A 17,241-nucleotide genomic window follows, 5' to 3' on the forward strand; every position below is an offset into this window, starting at 1 on the left:
GTAGGCCTGGGCCTCACGTTCCCCTTGCATGCATGACGCGACCGATGAGGTTCATGAGCACCTGTGCGGCCAAAGTGGATGTTGAACCGGAATGATCGTAGTCCGGTGCAACCTCTACGAGATCGATGCCGACGACCGTGCCGCGCTTGACAAGCGCGGCGAGAATTTCCAGCACTTCGTAGTAGATGAATCCGCCATGCGACGGCGTGCCGGTGCCCGGCGCGATCGACGGATCGAAGCCGTCGATGTCGATGGTGACGTAGTAGCGTGCGCCGGGCGGCACCCGTTCGGCCACCGCATCCGTGCCGAGCGCGCGGATCTGGCGCACCGAGAGGATGTCGGAGCCCATCTTGCGGGCATCCTCGTAGCCTTCCCTGGCGGTGGAGGAGACATTGCGGATGCCGAACTGCGACAGACCGCTGACATAGGGCTTTTCGGCGGCGCGGCGCATCGGGTTGCCGTGGCCGTAGCGCACGCCATGGCGCTCGTCGACGAAATCGAGATGGGCGTCGATCTGGACGATGTGGATCGGGCCGTTCTTTTCGCAGTCCTCGGCAAAGGCATTGATACAGGGGATGTTGACGGAATGGTCGCCGCCCAGCACCACCGGCAGCGCGCCGGCGGTGAGGATCTTGCGCACGCCGAATTCGATATTGGCGTGGCTCTTCATCGTGTCGGTGTGGACGATGTCAGCATCGCCGATATCGACGATCGAGACCTCACCGCTCGGCAGATAGGTGACGTCGTCCTCGTGATCGTAGGCGCCGCCGTGGCCGAAGGAAAACAGCGTCGAAGCTTCGCGGATCGAGCGTGGACCGAAGCGGGTGCCCGCCCGCCACTGCGTGCCGCAGTCGAACGGCGCGCCGAGGATCGCCACATCGGCGTCGATGGCGTCCCAGTCCGGCTGATAGGGATATTTGCCGAACGTGCAGATGCCGACGAACGGCAGGTTCAAACGTCCGGTTTCGTAGGAATTGCTGGCCATGTCACCCCTCCATAGGTGGAAGGAGTGTGCCGGAGGCAGATACATTTAAAAGCATCTATGATTGCATGTTCACTTGTGCATTAATCAATGCATGATCAACAAGGTCCGCCACCGCGTCCTCCATCTCTCGCTCGGCGATGCCGAGCTTCGGCTCCTGCGGGTCTTCGCTTCGGTCGTGCAGCACGGCGGTTTTTCCGCCGCGCAATCAGCGCTGGGCATGACGCAGGCGACGATCTCCACCCATATGCGCCATCTGGAAGAACGTCTCGGCCTGCGCCTGTGCAGCCGTGGACGCAGCGGCTTCCTGCTCACCGACGAGGGGCGGCTCGTCTACGAGGCGGCCCTCGAACTCTTCGGCTCGCTGGAAAAATTCCAGGGCCGTATCGGCGAGGCGCAGGGAGAGCTTACCGGCAGCCTCAGCTTCGGCACCGTGGACGCCATGATCACCAACCGCAACCTCGACCTCCAGGGCGCGCTCGCCGCCTTTCATGCCAAGGCGCCGCGGGTGCACCTGGAAATCGACGTCGCCGCGCCGCAGGTACTGCATCAGGGCCTGCTGAACGGCACCTACCAGATCGTGCTCATGCCGTCCGTCGGCAGCGTCACGCCGCATTTCCGCAGCCAGCCGGCGTTTTCCGAGATGCAGAAGCTCTACTGCGCCGAGGGGCATCCGCTCTTCGCGACACCCGATGGCGACCTAACCGACGCCGTTCTGGAGACACAATCCTTCGCCGGGCGCACCTACATGCTGAACGAGACGATCTGCGGCGTGAACTTCACCTGGGCGGCCGCGACCCCGCATATGGAAGGGACCCTGCTGCTGCTCCTATCCGGCGCCTATATCGGCTTCCTGCCCGACCACTACGCAGACGAATGGGTGCGCGATGGCCGCCTGCGGCTGCTCGCCCCCGAGCGCATGAGCTTCGAAGACCTCTTCCACATCGCCTACCCGCGCAACAAACCCTCCCGGGCAGCCGAGACCATGGCGCAGGCAATTACCGAAAGCGTGCGTAAGCCGAGCTGACACCGATGACGTTCCGGGAAATGGCGGATCTGGATTGAGCGATTGTCGGACAAAAAAAGCCCCGCCTGATGGCGGGGCAGGCGCGCGTCCTGATCAGGGGGACGCGAGGGAATGGCAATCTCTAAAGTCGCAGAAAGCGCCGCCGACAACGCTTCGTCGGCGAGCAGCCCTCCCGCTTCACGCGACCGATGCCTCGGGCTGAAGGAGCGCCGATCGCTTGCCTCGATGAAGATCCCGCGCGAAAATGCAGGCGGCGCTGTGGCCCGGCGAAAGGCCATGGGACGGCGGTATAGCCTTGGCACAGTCGTCCACCGCCAGGGGGCAGCGCGTTCGAAACCGGCAGCCGGACGGTGGGTTTGTCGGACTGGGGACTTCGCCGATCATCAACGGCCCCTTGCGGAGCTTCTCGACACGCGGATCCACCTCCGGTGCTGACGCCAGCAGCATCTGCGAATAGGGGTGGCCCGGATGGTCGTAAAGTTCCTGGGACGGACCATGCTCGACGATCTTGCCGAGATACATCACATAGACCCGCGAAGCCGCCTGCCGCACCAGTGCAAGATCATGGGCGATGAACAGGCATGCCACGCCCAGATCCTTCTGCAGGCGCAGGAACAGGTTCATCACCTGCGCACGAATGGAAAGATCAAGTGCGCTCACCGGCTCGTCGCAGATCAGCACTCGCGGGTTGACGGCGAGCGATCTGGCGATTGCCACGCGCTGGCGCTGACCACCCGAGAGCTCGCGCGTGTGACGGTCCCTGACCGCGGACGCCAGACCGACCTGATCCAGAAGCTCCTTCGTGCGACGATCCCGCTCCTCGGGCGATCTGGTGCCGGCGATGACAAGCGCTTCATCGATGGCCTCCCCCACCGTCTGGCGATCGTTCAAGGACGAATAGGGATCCTGGAAGACGTATTGCAACGCCCTACGGCTATCGCGCAGGGGCGCGCCTGAAAGGCCGCTGAGGTCGACGCCGTCGAGCAACACCCGTCCGCTGCTCGCCTTCTCGAGCCCGACAATGGTGCGCCCGAGCGTCGACTTGCCACAGCCGGATTCACCGACCAGCCCGACGATCTCACCGGGATAGAGTTCGATCGAGACATCGTCGACGGCATGGACAAATTTGCCCCGCTGAACGCTCTTGAAGCGCGTCTGGAGATTTTCGACTTTAAGAACCGGTGCGTGTGTCATGCGGCAGCCTTTCCTTGATTGACGACGGGGCAAGCCACGAGAACCGCACCGTCGTCCGACCGGACCAAAGGGGGGCGGCTATTGCTGCATGCGGGGACGGCAAGCTCGCAACGCGGCGCAAGGGCGCAACCCTTGATCGGCGCGCCGAGCGTCGGCGGAATGCCGGGGAGCCCTCGAAACTCCGACCCAATTGGATCCTCCCGCCTCGGTATCGCGTTGATCAGCCCCCTGGTGTAGGGGTGACGTGGGCTGACGAGGACCTTGTCCACCGGACCGCATTCGGCGGCGCGCGCCGCATACATGACGACGATGTTGTCGGCAGCACCCGCGACCACCCCCATGTCGTGGGTGATCAGCACCATCGCCATGTTGAGACGACGCTGCACGTCCTTCAGCAGCCGCAAGATCTGCGCCTGAACCGTCACGTCGAGGGCTGTCGTCGGCTCGTCGGCGATCAGCAGCTTCGGCTCGCCCGCAAGGGCAATGGCGATGACGATGCGTTGCCTCAACCCGCCCGAAAGCTCGTGCGGGTATTGCCGGAGCCGGGCCACGGGATCGGAGATCCCGACAAGCTTCACGAGCTCGAGGGCACGTGCCTCGGCTGCCCTCGGCGTCATGTCGAGATGCAGTTCGGCCATCTCGGCAATCTGCCGCCCGATCCTGCGCACCGGGTTAAGCGCGCTCATCGGATCCTGGAAGATGAAGCCGACGGACTTGCCGCGCAGCTTCTGGATTTCAGGCTCAGGCAAGCCGATCAGTTCGCGCCCCTCTAGCTTGACGGAACCAGAGAGCATCGTCGTTACGCCCGTCGGCATCAGGCCGAGCGGTGCGAAGTTCATCACCGTCTTGCCGCTGCCGCTTTCGCCGACGATGGCGAGACATTCACCCTGCCGGACCGAATAGCTGACATCGTCGACGGGGCGGACCGCCGATTTCGCGGTTAGGAGGTCGACCGTCAGATTGCTGACGTTCAGGAGCGGCTCGTCACGCATCGGAATTCTCCTTGCCCCAGCTTGCGACCTCAAGGCGACGCGCTGCGAGCATGCGCCGAGTGAGCGGTTTTGGAATGCGGTTGAGAGCGATGGACTCCCCGAGGGTGTTGAAGCCGATGACGGCGGCCGTGAGGGCAAGCCCGGGCAACAGAACCTGACGCGGGTCGGATTCGAGATAGGGCAACGCGTCGACGAGCATCTGGCCCCATTCCGGCGTTGGCGGCTGAATGCCGAGGCCAAGGAAGCTCAGCGTCGCAACCGCCAGAGCGGCAGTGCCGGCGTCTGCCGTCGCATAGACCATCACCGAACCGATCGTACCGGGGAGGAGATGGCCGAAATAGATGCGCCAGGGACTGGCTCCCAGCACCCGCAGCGCCTCGATATGAGGTTTACTCATGATGCTGACTGCCACGGCGCGGCTGATACGCCCACTCATGGGCCACCAGGCAAGTGCCAGCGCCAGCACCATCGTCCAGTATCCGGGACCGACGATCCCGATCACGGCCAGCGAGATGATCAGGCTCGGTACGGACAGGCCCACATCAACGATGCGCATCAGGAGGTCGTCCACCCAGCCCCGGTGGTAACCAGCGATCGTTCCGAGCACGATACCGATGGTCATGGCGATACCGAGAACCGAGCCGACGCTCACCAGCGACGTGTTCGCAGCGATAATCAGACGGCTAAACGTATCACGACCGAGGTGATCGGTTCCGAGCCAGTGTGCGGCCGTTGGCCCGAGACCGGCCTCCAGCAGGTTTTGGGCGCTCGAGTCCTGGGGCGCCAGCCAGGGCGCGAAAGTACCCAGAGCAACGAATAGGCCGATGGTAATCAAGGCCGCCCGCGGCATCTTGTTCAATCGGGCCAGGATAGGATTGAGCATGTTCATGATCAGCTCCATTGGCGGCGAATGCGCGGATCGGTCAAAAGAACCGCTAGATCGACGATCAGATTCACCACGATAAAGAAGGTCAGGAAGATGAGCAGGCATGCCTGCACCACCATGAAGTCGCGAAAGCGGACGCCGGCGAGGAAGTAATCCCCAAGACCCTGCCAGGCGAAAAGCGGTTCGACGATGATCGCAGTGGCCGTCATCAGCCCGACCTGGGTGCCGAGCGCGTTGATGAAGAGGGGCGTGATGTTGGGCAACGCCTCGCGGAGCAATATGGCTGTGCGACCAAGACCCTTGCTCTTGGCGGTCAGAACGAAGGGACTCGTCATCGCTTCCTCCAGCCCTACCCGCACGACGCGGCTGAGGACGGCGGCCGGCAGAACGGCGACGGTGAGCCATGGCAGGATCCAGCTTTTGGGGCCGTTAAAACCGAACGACGGCAGAAGCTGGAAGGTGACGGAGAAGCCATAGATCATCAGCGCCCCGACGAAGAACGTCGGCGTCGATGCGCCGAGGAGCGCCAGACCGCGCGATACGCGGTCCGGCAGTTTGTAGGGCCAGAAGGCCCCGAGGAAACCCAAAGCCAGGCTGATGAGGGCGGCGATCACAGCCGAGCCTGCAATCAGGAGCCCGGTCACGAGCATCCGGTTCGCCAGGTCTGCGCTGACATCCTGTCCCGTTCTGTAGGAAATGCCGAAGTCGCCGCGAACAGCGTCGCCAAGCCAATCCACGTAGCGCATCAGCAGTGGCTTGTGCAGTCCTATCTCTTCGGCGACCTGTTCGACATAGCCCGGTGTAGCGACCGCCCCGCGAAGTTCCGCGATCAGGACGGCAACATTGCCGGGTGCCGACACCACGAGTGTGAAGCAAACCAGGGACGCCATGAATAAGAGGACCAGGGAATGCTTCAGCCGCTTGCTGATGAAGTGGATCAAGGTACCCTCCTCCTACTCGGCCAGCAGAATGTTTTCGTAGGGCATGTCGTATTCGGTGACCGGGCTGCTGAAGCCATGGAGCCGCTTGGAATGCGCCCAGATGCTCGGCACGTAGACCAGCGGCGCAATCGCGTCGTTGTCCCGTAGCCAGTCATAGACCTTCTGAATGGTCGGCTGGATCTGATCGCCGGTCGCGGCCATCGCCGCATTGATCAACGGATCGAGGTTGACCGGATCGGTGACCAGCTTGCCCTCGACGTCGTTGTGGAAGGTCGAAAGGCACAGTCCGACGATCGAGCCGAACGGATCGTAAGGTGCGCCATATGTCAGGAAGAAGCCGAGATCGTACTTCTGTTCGAGCATGTCCGTGTGCTTGGAGGCATGGTCAACCGAGCGGATGACGAGGTCGATACCGATCTCCTTCATCTCGGACTGGATGACCTCGGCAATCACACGTGATCCCGGCACGGCGTCCGGGCTGACGACCAATTCGAGCGTCAGCGGCTTGCCGTTCTTGGATCGGATGGGGCTTCCCGTCCAGCCGGCCTTTTCGAGCAGCGCCGATGCGGCCGCAGCATCCCGGACAGGTGCATCACTTTGCGTTCCGGCATAAGGCAAGGCGCCCGAGAACATGTTGCCGGCGGGCTTGGCGTAGCCATGGTAAAGCACCTTGGAAATCGCGGCGCGATCGATGCCGATGCTGACGGCCTTGCGCACTTGCGGATCCTTGAGCGCCTCAGCACGGTCGGGATTATAGGCCATCACCAGCGTGACGTTGCCCGGATCGACGACGACGTTGAAACCGGCCGCCTCAAGCTGCTTGCCCTCTTCCGGGGTCAAGGGCGCGATCCAGAACCCGCCGATCAGGTCGAGTTCCTCGGCACGCAATGCCGCAACCCGCGAACGGGCATCAGGGATAACCTTGGCTTCAAGGCGTTCATAGGACGGCAATTCGCCCCAGTAGCCTTCGTGATGCTCGAAGACGCTCTGGGTGTCGTCCGCGCTGATCTGACGCCACGGCCCGGTACCCACAGGCTCCTTGAACTTGCCGTCGGCACCTACGGATTTAGGCGATAGGAAGCGCGTCGGCCGCGTGTAGGAAAGTTCCTGCATGAGCGCGAGCACCGGCTCCTTGAAATGCAGGGTGACGTGGTAATCGTCGACCACGTCGAGCGACTGGAAGTGCTTTGAGCAATTCATCCAGCTGAACTGGTCGATGCCCATCCAGCGCTCGAGATTCCATTTGCACGCGGCAGCGTCGAACTTGGTGCCGTCCTGGAATGTCACGCCCTCGCGCAACGTCAGATGCAGCGTCTTGCCGCCGTCTTCGATCTTCCAGTCGGTTGCCAGGCAAGGTTCGATCTGACCGCCCTTGCCGTATTTCACGAGCGGCTCGAACATGAGGTCCTGAATGGCCCAGATCGCGTAGTGACTCTGCGGATCGAGATTGCCGGCAGGCTTGGCGATGGCAACCCTGAGCGTGCCGGCGGCACCTTGCGCATAAACGATTTTCGACAAAGCACCCTGCGCCATGGCCAAGCCGATAGCGCCGGCCGCCCCTTGCAGGAACGTACGTCTATTTACTGACATGAGTTTTTTCTCCTCTTTGGCGCTCCCTGCGCCCGCCTAGACACCGCGGCCTCCACGCCGTTTTGTATAGACAAATTGACTGTCTCATGTATACAATCTTGCGTCAAGATCGCATTTTAGATTGTCGACATTTTAGCCTGACAAAGCGGTACGCAGACGAGAATTGGGATGAGAATGCGCTGGCACAACCGACGTTATCGTCGCGTTTCGCAAACGACGAAACGCTGTTGGCGCGAATCCTGGCAGCTGCGACGCCATTCCACCTCAACAATATCGGCAGACATTGTATACAATGCGGGTGGAGTTGAATGCTGACGAGACCAGCGGCTTCCGGAAGAAGGAGGCCGCACAAAAAGGTGCGCTGATCGGCGTGTCCCGCCCGATAGGCAGGCCCAAGATAAATGCGCGGGCCGAGTTCGGTCGCCGCAATCGTTCATGTGTGGTTTTGGATCGAATCTCGACAACGGCGGCCTGCGTATGCGGCCGCCGTTGGTGTCATCAAGCGTATCGCAGCCGTTGCAGGAATGGGAGCGCTCGCAACGGCGGGTCGGCCTCAGGCTTTGCCGATACTGCCGAACACCAGACGCCCCTGGTGGAAGGTGGCGGTGCGCGCCGGCACGCGAGCCACCGCCTCCGCGGAGCAACTCGCACCGACAAGCGTGAAGGCGGCGTCATCTCCGGCATTTGGCCAGGCGCGCTTGCCTTCATCATCCAACGGCAAAACGCCGCCGGTGGCGATGGCCATGGCCCGTGACAAGTGGAACTCATCCGACCCGCGATAAAGCTGCGCGTAGAAATAGGCCTTTTCCAGCATGTCGCCGCTGCCGAACGGCGACCAGTGATCGATGACGCTATCCGTTCCGGTCATCACGAACACGCCCGCCTTGCTCAATTGTGGCAATGGCATCATCAGAGCACCAAGCGGGACCGTCGAGGCGATCGTCATCTGATTTTCCGCCAGGCGGGAGGCAGTCTCCTCCAATGCTTCAGGAGCCAGTGTAGTCAGGGCAAAGGCATGGCTGATGGTCACCTTGCCACGCAGCGCGGGATTCTTCTCCGTGGTCTCGATCATGTAGTTGATCGCCGCCATCCCGGCCGGACTGGTTTCATGCAGGTGGATGTCCACCCCTTTGCCGGTATCGAGGGCAATCTGGAACATGGAGTCGAGTGACTTCTCCATCGCCCCATCGACGTTGGTCGGATCCAGCCCACCGACATAGTGCACGCCCATCTGCATCGCTTCGCGCATCAAGCCGTCGACCTTGGAATGCAACAAACCGTGTTGTGGGAAGGCGACAATCTCGCAGACGAAGTCATCGCGGTGATTTTCCAGCGCGCGCTGCAGGTGTTCAAGGCTTTTCAGGCCACTGACCGGATCGATGTTGCAATGGCTCCGTGCGACGGTGCTCCCCTTGGATTGAAGCAGCGCGATCAGGCCCTCGGCTCGTTGCTGCGAGGTGGGCAACAATTGGGGGATCAGCTTTTCTTCCAGCGCAATCATGTCCATGATGGTCTTGCCTTGGCGCGGCCGCGGCGCCTGCCAGGGACCACCGTAAAAGGTCTTGTCCAAATGTATGTGCATATCGCGCATGGCCGGCAGCATCAGTTGGCCATACGCCTGATAGCGCGCGACACCGCTGGGCAGCGTTGCGTTCGCGGGATGAAGCGCGGCGATCTTGCCGTCCTTGATCTCGACGGTGTACAGCGCGGTGCGGGTGCCGATGACGATGTCGCCGTCATACTCGAAACCTTCTTCCAGCCGCACGTCAGCCAGCAGGTAGTGACGATCCGTCAGCATGTTTGCTCCAATCTCGGCAACAGGTTCGGCCGTATTCGCAGATACCTCGTGAGCCAGTCCGCCAGTCAGCCCGACGACCGCGCAAGCGGTGGTCAGCTTCCCCGTTTGGCCGAGAAATGCCCGGCGGCTTTGCGACAGTGTCTGTTCCAACATCGTTCCCTCATCGTGGGTTTGGGGAGTTTGCGTAATGATGACAATTCGATTTGCACGGACAGCCGATAGCTGTCGCATCTTGCCGAGCTACGGGACAAGATGTGCTACGGTTGCAGACTGCAAAACGTTACCGTTTCGGCCGAACTGATCACTTCTTGGGAAATGGGCGTGAGAACCATCCGTTGATCAATGATGGGGTGGCACGCCGATACGAGATCACCGGACTTGTCGCGGGGATAAGCGTAGGCGCCAGCCTTCGAGGTCCGAAAGCCACCGCTCACCAATGCCTCGGCGAGCTTGACGGCTGCCGCCACGCCGTCGATGACGGGGACCCCCGTTTCGCGCGATAGCCAATCGCACAGTTCTGCCATGCCGGCGCACCCAAGCACGATGGCATCGACACCATCCTCGCGTATCGCAGCGCGCGCCTCATCGAGGAGTTTCGCGCGCGCGATTGCCGGGTCGGTTTCGAGTGCTAGCACCGGCAGGTCGACCGAGCGCACACGGCGGCATCGCGAGGCAGCCCCGTAGTGCGCGACAAGATCCTCAATCACCGGCACCGACCTCGGCAGCGTGGTGATCACTGTGAAGCGGGTCGCTACGGTTACTGCGATCTGCACCGCCGCCTGGCAGATACCGATGACGGGACCGGAGGCAACCTCGCGCGCAGCGGCAAGGCCGGGATCATCAAAGCAGGCTATCACGTGCGCCGATACGCCCCGCTTCTCGGCGGCACGGATCGCCGCCAACATCGCAGGCACGGCCATCGCCTCGTCCGCGTAGCCTTCGATCGAGGCGGGCGTGTCCGTTGCGGTCTCCGCCTCGATGACTGTGCCCTCCGATCGTGCTGCCTCGGCCGCACGTGCGATTTGGTCGGTCATTGAGGCTGTCGAATTCGGATTGATGACGTGTATGCGGATCATCGGGTGGCTCTCTCCGGCCTGGGGTTCACTTGTGCAAACTCGAAGCGCAGTAGCTCTTCCGGCTTTTTAAGTTCGAACTGGCGATCTGAAGTGATGTAGTTGTCGGCATGCAGCCTGGCGATCGGCTGGTAGGTTTCCGGATTCGCATAGCGCCCTTCGGCATCAAGGCACCGGTCCTGGATATGCATGTGCACGACTTTGCCGATGACGAGCACGCGCTTGTGATAGTCGAGGATGCGGTCGACCCTGCATTCGAAGCTGCAGGGACTTTCGGCGATGCGAGCGACGTCGATCTGGTCACACGGCACCGGTGTCAGACCGGCGAAATCCAGTTCATCCACTTCTGAGGCGAAGTTGACGCCGCAGACGATCATCGCCTCGGCGAGCGCCATGTCGACCATGTTGACAACGAACTCGCCGGTTCGGCGGATGTTCGAGACAGTGTCCTTCTCATCACCATTGCCGCGGTTCTGGATGCCGAGCACCACCAAAGGCGGCTCGTGGGCAAACACGTTGAAGAAGCTCATTGGCGCCGCATTATTGTGTCCGGCCGGCGACCGGGTTCCAACAAGCGCGATGGGGCGCGGACCAATGAAATTGGTCAGCAATCGATAACGATCGGGAGGGGGTAGCGTGGTGAAATCGATATTCATGTCCGGTTCTCCTCCATGACCGTTCAACCGCTTATCACTGCGCCGACGCACGGCGCGTCGACCGGCTGGGACGTCCCAGCGTGCAGCCGTAGGCACGGCAAACACCCACGCACAGGAGAACCTCGCCGAGCTTTCCGCACGGAAACCGGCGTATCTGGCACGTTGCTCTCCCGGCGTCGCCGAATACCATCTTTGATTTATATCGCATCCATTTTTGTGTCAATATTGCATCCAATTAATGCATACAATATTATCAGTCAATCTCAGGCGTGCCTGCGCCACATTGCCGGCGCGAACCGCTGGCACAAAGGAATGTTTGGGAAGACGTTTTAACTAATGCGCTGCCGCGAAAAAGGTCGCAACGATGTTGCCAATCACCGACTGTAGGTTTCGTTAAATCGTATTCGATGTAAAAACATGCAGCAATTCAGAGTGCTACAGCGACCTTTGCGCGTCTAACAAGACGCGCGGCGCTGTAGGTGCGTTGCTCGACGCGAGGGTATAAGCGAGAGTGGCATACGACGCGCGCCGAAATCTGCTCACCTTCCGCCCAATCTGCTGGCGGCAAGTTGTATACTATAGATGCCGAATATTGTATTATGTTATGGGTGCAGCCGTCAAAGCGCTACAGCGACCTTTGCGCGTCCAATAAGACGCGCGGCGCTGTAGCGGCGCTGTAGGAGTCCTGACTTTCGTCCGCGCGTGGAAAACGGGCATTGACGTCCAGCAGGGAGCGCCAGTGATCACGCTGGTCACAAGGCGGCAAAACGGTCTAAAGGCCCTCTTCTTTTGCGTAGGCAGCCAGGAGATCCGGCAAGTCGTTTTCCGAGTTGCTTTTCAGCAGAGCGCGCGTTGTGATGGCCCCGATGTGATGGTCCATCAATTTGCACGCCTTTTCGCGATCGTTCCGTGCAAGTGCGGCAATCAACTCGCGGTGCTCCGACACGGCGCAATCGGACGAATGAGGGCGACCATAGAGCGACAAAATCATGGACGAGCGCGAGACGAGCTCGGTAACGTATCGCGATAGGATGGCGTTCTCCGTCAGCTGTGCGAGCAGGACGTGAAACTCACCGGCGAGTTGGATCGAGGCCGACGGATTGTCGAGCCTTGCCTTGTCTTCGGCGTCGACGTGCGCTTCAAGCTCCTTGATCTTCGGGGCCGTCAGACTGCCGATCAGGCTATCGACGACCAACGTCTCCAACGCTCGGCGCACGGCAAAGATATTATGCCCTTCCTCCAGACTGGGGTGGCTGACGCATGCTCCCTTGTTCGGCCGCAATTCGATCAGACCCTCACCGTTCAGTCGCGCCAGAGCCTGCCGCACGATCGTGCGGCTGACGCCCAGCCGCTCACCGATCGAATCCTCGGGAAGTTTCGTGCCCGCAGCGAATGCTTGGTCGAGGATGGCACGCTTCAAGATACGATAGACCGCATCTGACTTGGGGACCGCCGATCTTGCATTGCTGTCGCTGGGTTTGGGAGTCATGATTTTCCTCGAAAATAGCCAAAGCGTGCGATTGATAGCGATTGCCAAGCGTTGGATCGCAAACAACTATCACCACGCAAGCCGAACCGTAAAGCCGCGGTCGGCGGCCCGCTGAACCGGCAGGTTAGGCCGTTGCATAGTGACGGCTCGACCGATCGCGGCCCGCCACTGCGAACACCAAATTCCCGACTTTTCGCCTTTCATCGAAAAAGCTTCATTCGATGGCCGGCAAATCGCCAGCCAATTCGCCGCCATTCACAACCACGCGGCCGCGCCGGATGACGGTGCGCCTATGCGGCGTCAGGGCGACGGCTTCCGCCAACGTGCGCGCGGGCACCAGCACCAGGTCGCCGAAGCAGCCTTCAGAGAGACCGTAACCGCCGAGACCGATACCTTCAGCACCACCGAAAGTGCAGATGCGGGCGGATTCTTCGAGATCAACATCGTTGGTCATACCGTTGCGTTGCGCCAGGTACTTCGCCCGCTCCAGCATGTCACCATTTCCAAACGGCTCCCAGGTCCCCTGAATGCCGTCAGAACCGGAGGCAACCGTGAGACCGCATTGGCGCATCAGTCGCAATGGCAATGCCGGGGCAGAGGGACTGCCGACGGTCATCACCGCGATGCGTTCTGCAGCGAGCTGGCCGATTAACGCGTTTTGCCGTGAGGCGTCGAGCGTCCCGAGGCAATAGGCGTGGCTCACCATCACCTGCCCCTGCAGCGACAAGGCGCGGGTCCGTTCGACGATGAGTTCAAGACAATAGGCACCGAGGTCGCCCGGTTCATGCAGATGAATGTCGACAGGTTTTCCGTGACGATCCGCGAGCGCGAAGATTGCATCGAGATGACGCACCGGATCGCGCTCGATCGTGGCGGGGTCGATGCCGCCGACGATATCGGCGCCGGCCTTCAGGGCCGCATCCATCAACTCGAGCGTCCCCTCGCGCGGCAGCATGCCGCTTTGCGGGAAAGCCACAATCTGTACATCGACCAGATCGCGCATTGCCTCGCGTGTTTCCAGCACGCCTTCGACATTGGCGATGCCGATCTCGGTGTCGACATCAACGTGGCTGCGAATGCTCAAAACGCCATGGGCGAGCGTCTGAAGGATCTGACGGGCCGATTGCCGGCGGGCGTTGATGCCAAGCTCGCGCTTGGCATTGCGGTCGGCCAGGATTCGGTCGTTGCGGGTCGGACCGACCCGGTTCTCGAACCAGTCCATGCCGACAAGTGTCTTGTCGAGATGCGTATGTGCCTCGACAAGCCCTGGCAAGGCGACATGTCCGGTCGCGTCGATCTCGGCCACCGGACGGGGACAATCTGCCGCAACAAACCGACCGTCTCGGATGAGAAGGTCCTTAACAGGCCCACCGAAGGGGCGGGCATTACGGATAAGAAGGTCTGCAGTCATTGTAGATCCTCAATTGTCCAAGCGCCTTACGTGCGATCACTAAGTCCGGCCCGCGCCATCGCCAGCCGAAATGCGCGCAGGGCACGGTCGAGGATCGCGTCTTCGTCCTGGCCGACGAGGCGTCGCCCGCGCATCAGAACACGCCCGCCGACGATGGTGGTGTCCACGTCCGCCCCATTGGCGTATCGGGCAAGGCGCTGCACCGGATCGTGCGGTGGCCAGAGATGGGGCTGACGCATATTCACAAGGACGATATCGGCGCGCTTGCCGGTTTCAAGCGAGCCGAGTTCATCATCCATCATCAGGGCGCGCGCGCCGTCGATCGTCGCCATCTCCAGCAGCCGCAGCGGCGGCAGCACGGTATCATCTGAGAAATGGCGCGCGTGGTAGCGATGGGCCTGGAACATGTTGCGGAACATGTCGAAGGACCGATCGGGCGCCGCGGCATCGGTGCCGAGCGAAACCACTATGCCGTCCTCCATCAGCTCCGGTGCCGGGCAGCGGCCATAGACCGACATCAGCGCACTCGGATTGTGCGCAACCTTGGCACCGGTCCGCTTCAGGACCGCCCGGTCGGCCTCGGTCAGGTCTATGCAATGGGCAAGGAGCGACCGCTCGTCAAAGAGACCAAGTCGCGCATCGTTGGCGGCGATGGATCCGTCGCGATGACCGTCCTGCACCAGAAGGCTTCGCCTCTCACGCGCGCGGTCGCGGACTTTGCATGCAATCCTGTATACCGTTTCCCCGCGCAGTTCCTGCTCATCGAAAACCGGTAGCGAAAACACGACCTGCAGCCGGTCGTCGCGTCCAGCCCAGGCATCGACCAACTCGGTGGCCACGTCTATCTGCCGGTCTGGGGAGACGACGATGTCGTTGTGGGACGTCGGCGTATACTGGCGATACACGTGATTTTGCCCGGACCGGTTCGGCCCCACGGCCAGAACCTCACGCACTCCCATGGCGGCAACCGAAGCGAGATGCGCCTCCGCCGCCTCCGGTGCCTCGGTGCGCATGATATCCGGGCCGCCGCCGAACAGCAGCGCCGCAGTCGTCGTGCCGCACTTGATCCGCTCTGCCGCCGACAGCGCCGCTTCCGCTGCCCAGAACTCAGGGTCGGTCGCAGTCGCGTAAATGCGGCCGGTCACGTCCATCCAGTCCTCGGCTGCACTGCCCAACCCTTTGGTCAGCATATGTCCGGCATGAGCGTGTGTGTCGATCAGCCCAGGCATCGCGACCATGCCGGCAGCCTCGATGCGCTCGGCCTGCCATTCTCCGGCAAAGCTTCCCTCGCCGATGCCGGCGATGCGCCCGTCCTCGACCAGAACATGGCCGCGCTCAAGAACGCGACGGTCCGCGTCCATGGTAACGATCGTGGCGTTTTCAATCAGCAGTGCATTCGTCATCGGAAGTTCCCTTTCCGGCTGTCGGGCCTGGCGTTCTTTTTTGAGAAGCGTCGCCAAAACCACTTTTGCCATCTTGATATTGTTTGCATCAGATGTACACTATTACTGGGAACATTCGTATCCAATAACACAGATAATATGTATACGCCAAACGGGAGAAACCAGTGAAAACCTCTTTGAAGACCCTCTTGGCGGGTCTCGCCCTTGTGGCGCCGCTTTCCGCCCCCGCCCTCGCCGAGACACTGCGCTGGGCTTCATCCGGCGATGTCATTTCCTACGACCCCAACGCACAGGTCGACAGCTTTACCCAGAGCGTGCACCATATGGTTTTCGACCCTCTGGTGCGCCGTAACAAGGACCTGAAGCTCGAGCCGGCGCTCGCCACCTTCTGGGAGGTCATCGAGCCGACCCGCTGGCGCTTCAAGCTGCGCCAGGGCGTGAAATTCCATGAGGGCCAGCCCTTCAACGCCGACGACGTCGTGGCGACCATCCAGCGCCAGATCGACCCCGGCGCGCGCAACCGCGAGAACCTTTCAACCGTCGTCGGCGTCGAGAAGGTAGATGAATACACTGTCGACCTCATCCTGCGCGGGCCCTATCCGCTGCTCCTCAACGACCTTGCCGCCATCTACATCATGAGCAAGCCCTGGATGGAGGAGCATGACGCGCTGAAGCCGGGCAATGCTTCGACCGGAGTCGTCACCTATGCCAGCAACCATGCCAACGGCACGGGTGCCTTCAAGCTGAAGACCTACGAACCGGATTCGCGCTCGATCTTCGAAGTGAACAAGGACTGGTGGGACAAGCCGCAGCACAATCTGGACGAGGTCGAGTTCCGTCCGATCGCCTCCGACGCGACCCGCGTCGCGGCGCTGCTATCGGGTGAAGTCGACATGATTGCGCCCGTTCCGCTGCAGGACGTCGACCGCATCTCCGCCACCGATGGGCTGAAGGTCGTCGAGAACCCGTCCCTGCGTACCATATTCTTCATTTTCAGCTACCGGCCGGAACTTCATGCGACCCCCGGCAAGCCCAATCCGCTGCTCGATGTGCGGGTGCGTCAGGCCCTGTGGCACGCGATCGATACCAACACGATCCAGAAGCGCCTGATGCGCGGCAAGTCGCGTACGGCCGGGATGCTCGTCGCACCGGCGGTGACCGGCTACGACGAAACCATCGACGTGCCGCTTCCCTATGATGTCGACAAGGCCAAGGCGCTGCTGGCCGAGGCCGGTTATCCGGATGGTTTCAAAACGGGGCTCGCCTGCCCCAATGACCGCTACATCGCCGACGAGCAGATCTGCCTTGCGGTCGCCTCCATGTGGGCGCAGATCGGCGTCCAGGCCAATGTGAGTGTCGAGAGCAAGACGACCTATTTCCCGCGTACGGACAAGGGTGAGTTCGACGTCTATCTTCTCGGCTGGGCTTCGCTGCCGCCGATGGACGGCTTCAGCCCGTTGCAAGCGCTGCTGGCGACCAATGACGGCACCTTCGGCGGCAGCAACGCCGATGGGCTCTCCAATCCCGAGATCGACAAGCTGGCCTATGCCGCAGCCGTTGAACTCGACGAAACCAAACGCGTCGAGATGCTGAAGCAAGCCTTCCGCATAACCCATGATCAGGTATTCTACCTGCCGCTGCACCAGCAGCCGGTCGCCTGGGCGATGAGCAGCAAGCTCGACATGCCGCAGTTCCCGGACGAGTACGTGCGTCCGTGGTTCGCACAGATGAAGAAGTAGTCGGGATTCTCCCAAGGCGCAGTCCCGGCAAGCGAAGCCTGCCGGGACTGCGCTCAAACC

14 protein-coding genes are annotated in these 17,241 nt (G+C 61.6%); 2 read left to right on the plus strand and 12 right to left on the minus strand.

The features are described 5' to 3' along the window. Nucleotides 1-13 precede the first annotated feature (13 nt). Nucleotides 14-985: an agmatinase gene (speB, locus tag C6558_RS06485; protein WP_057207131.1), complete on the minus strand. Its 972-nt coding sequence runs from the start codon at nt 983-985 to the stop codon at nt 14-16. Between the two features lie 91 nt (nt 986-1,076). On the opposite strand from speB, the gene C6558_RS06490 reads away from it, so the two are divergent. Further along, nucleotides 1,077-2,009: a LysR family transcriptional regulator gene (locus C6558_RS06490; RefSeq protein WP_057216886.1), complete on the plus strand. Its 933-nt coding sequence runs from the start codon at nt 1,077-1,079 to the stop codon at nt 2,007-2,009. Between the two features lie 177 nt (nt 2,010-2,186). Here the strand turns inward: C6558_RS06490 and C6558_RS06495 are convergent, their stop codons facing one another. The 11 genes from C6558_RS06495 to C6558_RS06545 all read right to left on the minus strand — a co-directional run bounded on the left by C6558_RS06495 (nt 2,187) and on the right by C6558_RS06545 (nt 15,442). Continuing rightward, nucleotides 2,187-3,203, minus strand: a complete 1,017-nt coding sequence (locus C6558_RS06495; protein WP_107027012.1) for an ABC transporter ATP-binding protein — start codon at nt 3,201-3,203, stop codon at nt 2,187-2,189. Beyond that, entirely contained in the window at nt 3,200-4,195 is a 996-nt protein-coding gene (locus C6558_RS06500) for an ABC transporter ATP-binding protein (protein ID WP_107027013.1), read from the minus strand. The genes C6558_RS06495 and C6558_RS06500 overlap by 4 nt, the downstream gene beginning before the upstream one ends. Continuing rightward, nucleotides 4,188-5,096 (minus strand): ABC transporter permease, encoded by a 909-nt coding sequence (locus C6558_RS06505; RefSeq protein ID WP_025430339.1) that lies wholly within the window; start codon nt 5,094-5,096, stop codon nt 4,188-4,190. Before C6558_RS06505 ends, C6558_RS06500 begins: the two co-directional genes overlap by 8 nt. Then, nucleotides 5,087-6,022, minus strand: coding sequence for an ABC transporter permease (locus C6558_RS06510; protein WP_025430340.1), 936 nt, complete (start codon nt 6,020-6,022; stop codon nt 5,087-5,089). Before C6558_RS06510 ends, C6558_RS06505 begins: the two co-directional genes overlap by 10 nt. Before the next feature lie 12 nt (nt 6,023-6,034). Then, on the minus strand, nt 6,035-7,612 hold the full coding sequence (locus C6558_RS06515; RefSeq protein ID WP_025430341.1) for a nickel ABC transporter substrate-binding protein: 1,578 nt from the start codon (nt 7,610-7,612) through the stop codon (nt 6,035-6,037). Between the two features lie 553 nt (nt 7,613-8,165). Beyond that, a complete protein-coding gene (locus C6558_RS06520) occupies nt 8,166-9,563 on the minus strand; it encodes an amidohydrolase family protein (protein WP_245449132.1) in 1,398 nt (465 codons plus the stop codon). A 104-nt stretch (nt 9,564-9,667) separates the two neighbouring features. Continuing rightward, nucleotides 9,668-10,483, minus strand: a complete 816-nt coding sequence (locus C6558_RS06525; RefSeq protein WP_025430343.1) for an aspartate/glutamate racemase family protein — start codon at nt 10,481-10,483, stop codon at nt 9,668-9,670. Beyond that, entirely contained in the window at nt 10,483-11,139 is a 657-nt protein-coding gene (locus tag C6558_RS06530; RefSeq protein ID WP_057216884.1) for a flavin reductase family protein, read from the minus strand. The genes C6558_RS06525 and C6558_RS06530 overlap by 1 nt, the downstream gene beginning before the upstream one ends. Nucleotides 11,140-11,911: 772 nt before the next feature. Then, nucleotides 11,912-12,628: a GntR family transcriptional regulator gene (locus C6558_RS06535; protein ID WP_025430345.1), complete on the minus strand. Its 717-nt coding sequence runs from the start codon at nt 12,626-12,628 to the stop codon at nt 11,912-11,914. Between the two features lie 214 nt (nt 12,629-12,842). Beyond that, complete coding sequence (locus tag C6558_RS06540; protein ID WP_057225963.1) at nt 12,843-14,039, minus strand: amidohydrolase; 1,197 nt, start codon at nt 14,037-14,039, stop codon at nt 12,843-12,845. 26 nt (nt 14,040-14,065) lie between these two features. Beyond that, nucleotides 14,066-15,442, minus strand: a complete 1,377-nt coding sequence (locus C6558_RS06545) for an amidohydrolase family protein (RefSeq protein WP_107027117.1) — start codon at nt 15,440-15,442, stop codon at nt 14,066-14,068. A gap of 164 nt (nt 15,443-15,606) precedes the next feature. On the opposite strand from C6558_RS06545, the gene C6558_RS06550 reads away from it, so the two are divergent. Next, entirely contained in the window at nt 15,607-17,181 is a 1,575-nt protein-coding gene (locus C6558_RS06550) for an ABC transporter substrate-binding protein (RefSeq protein WP_107027014.1), read from the plus strand. Nucleotides 17,182-17,241: the final 60 nt, after the last annotated feature.

The organism is Ensifer sp. NM-2, from assembly GCF_003024455.1.
GTDB lineage: Bacteria > Pseudomonadota > Alphaproteobacteria > Rhizobiales > Rhizobiaceae > Ensifer > Ensifer canadensis.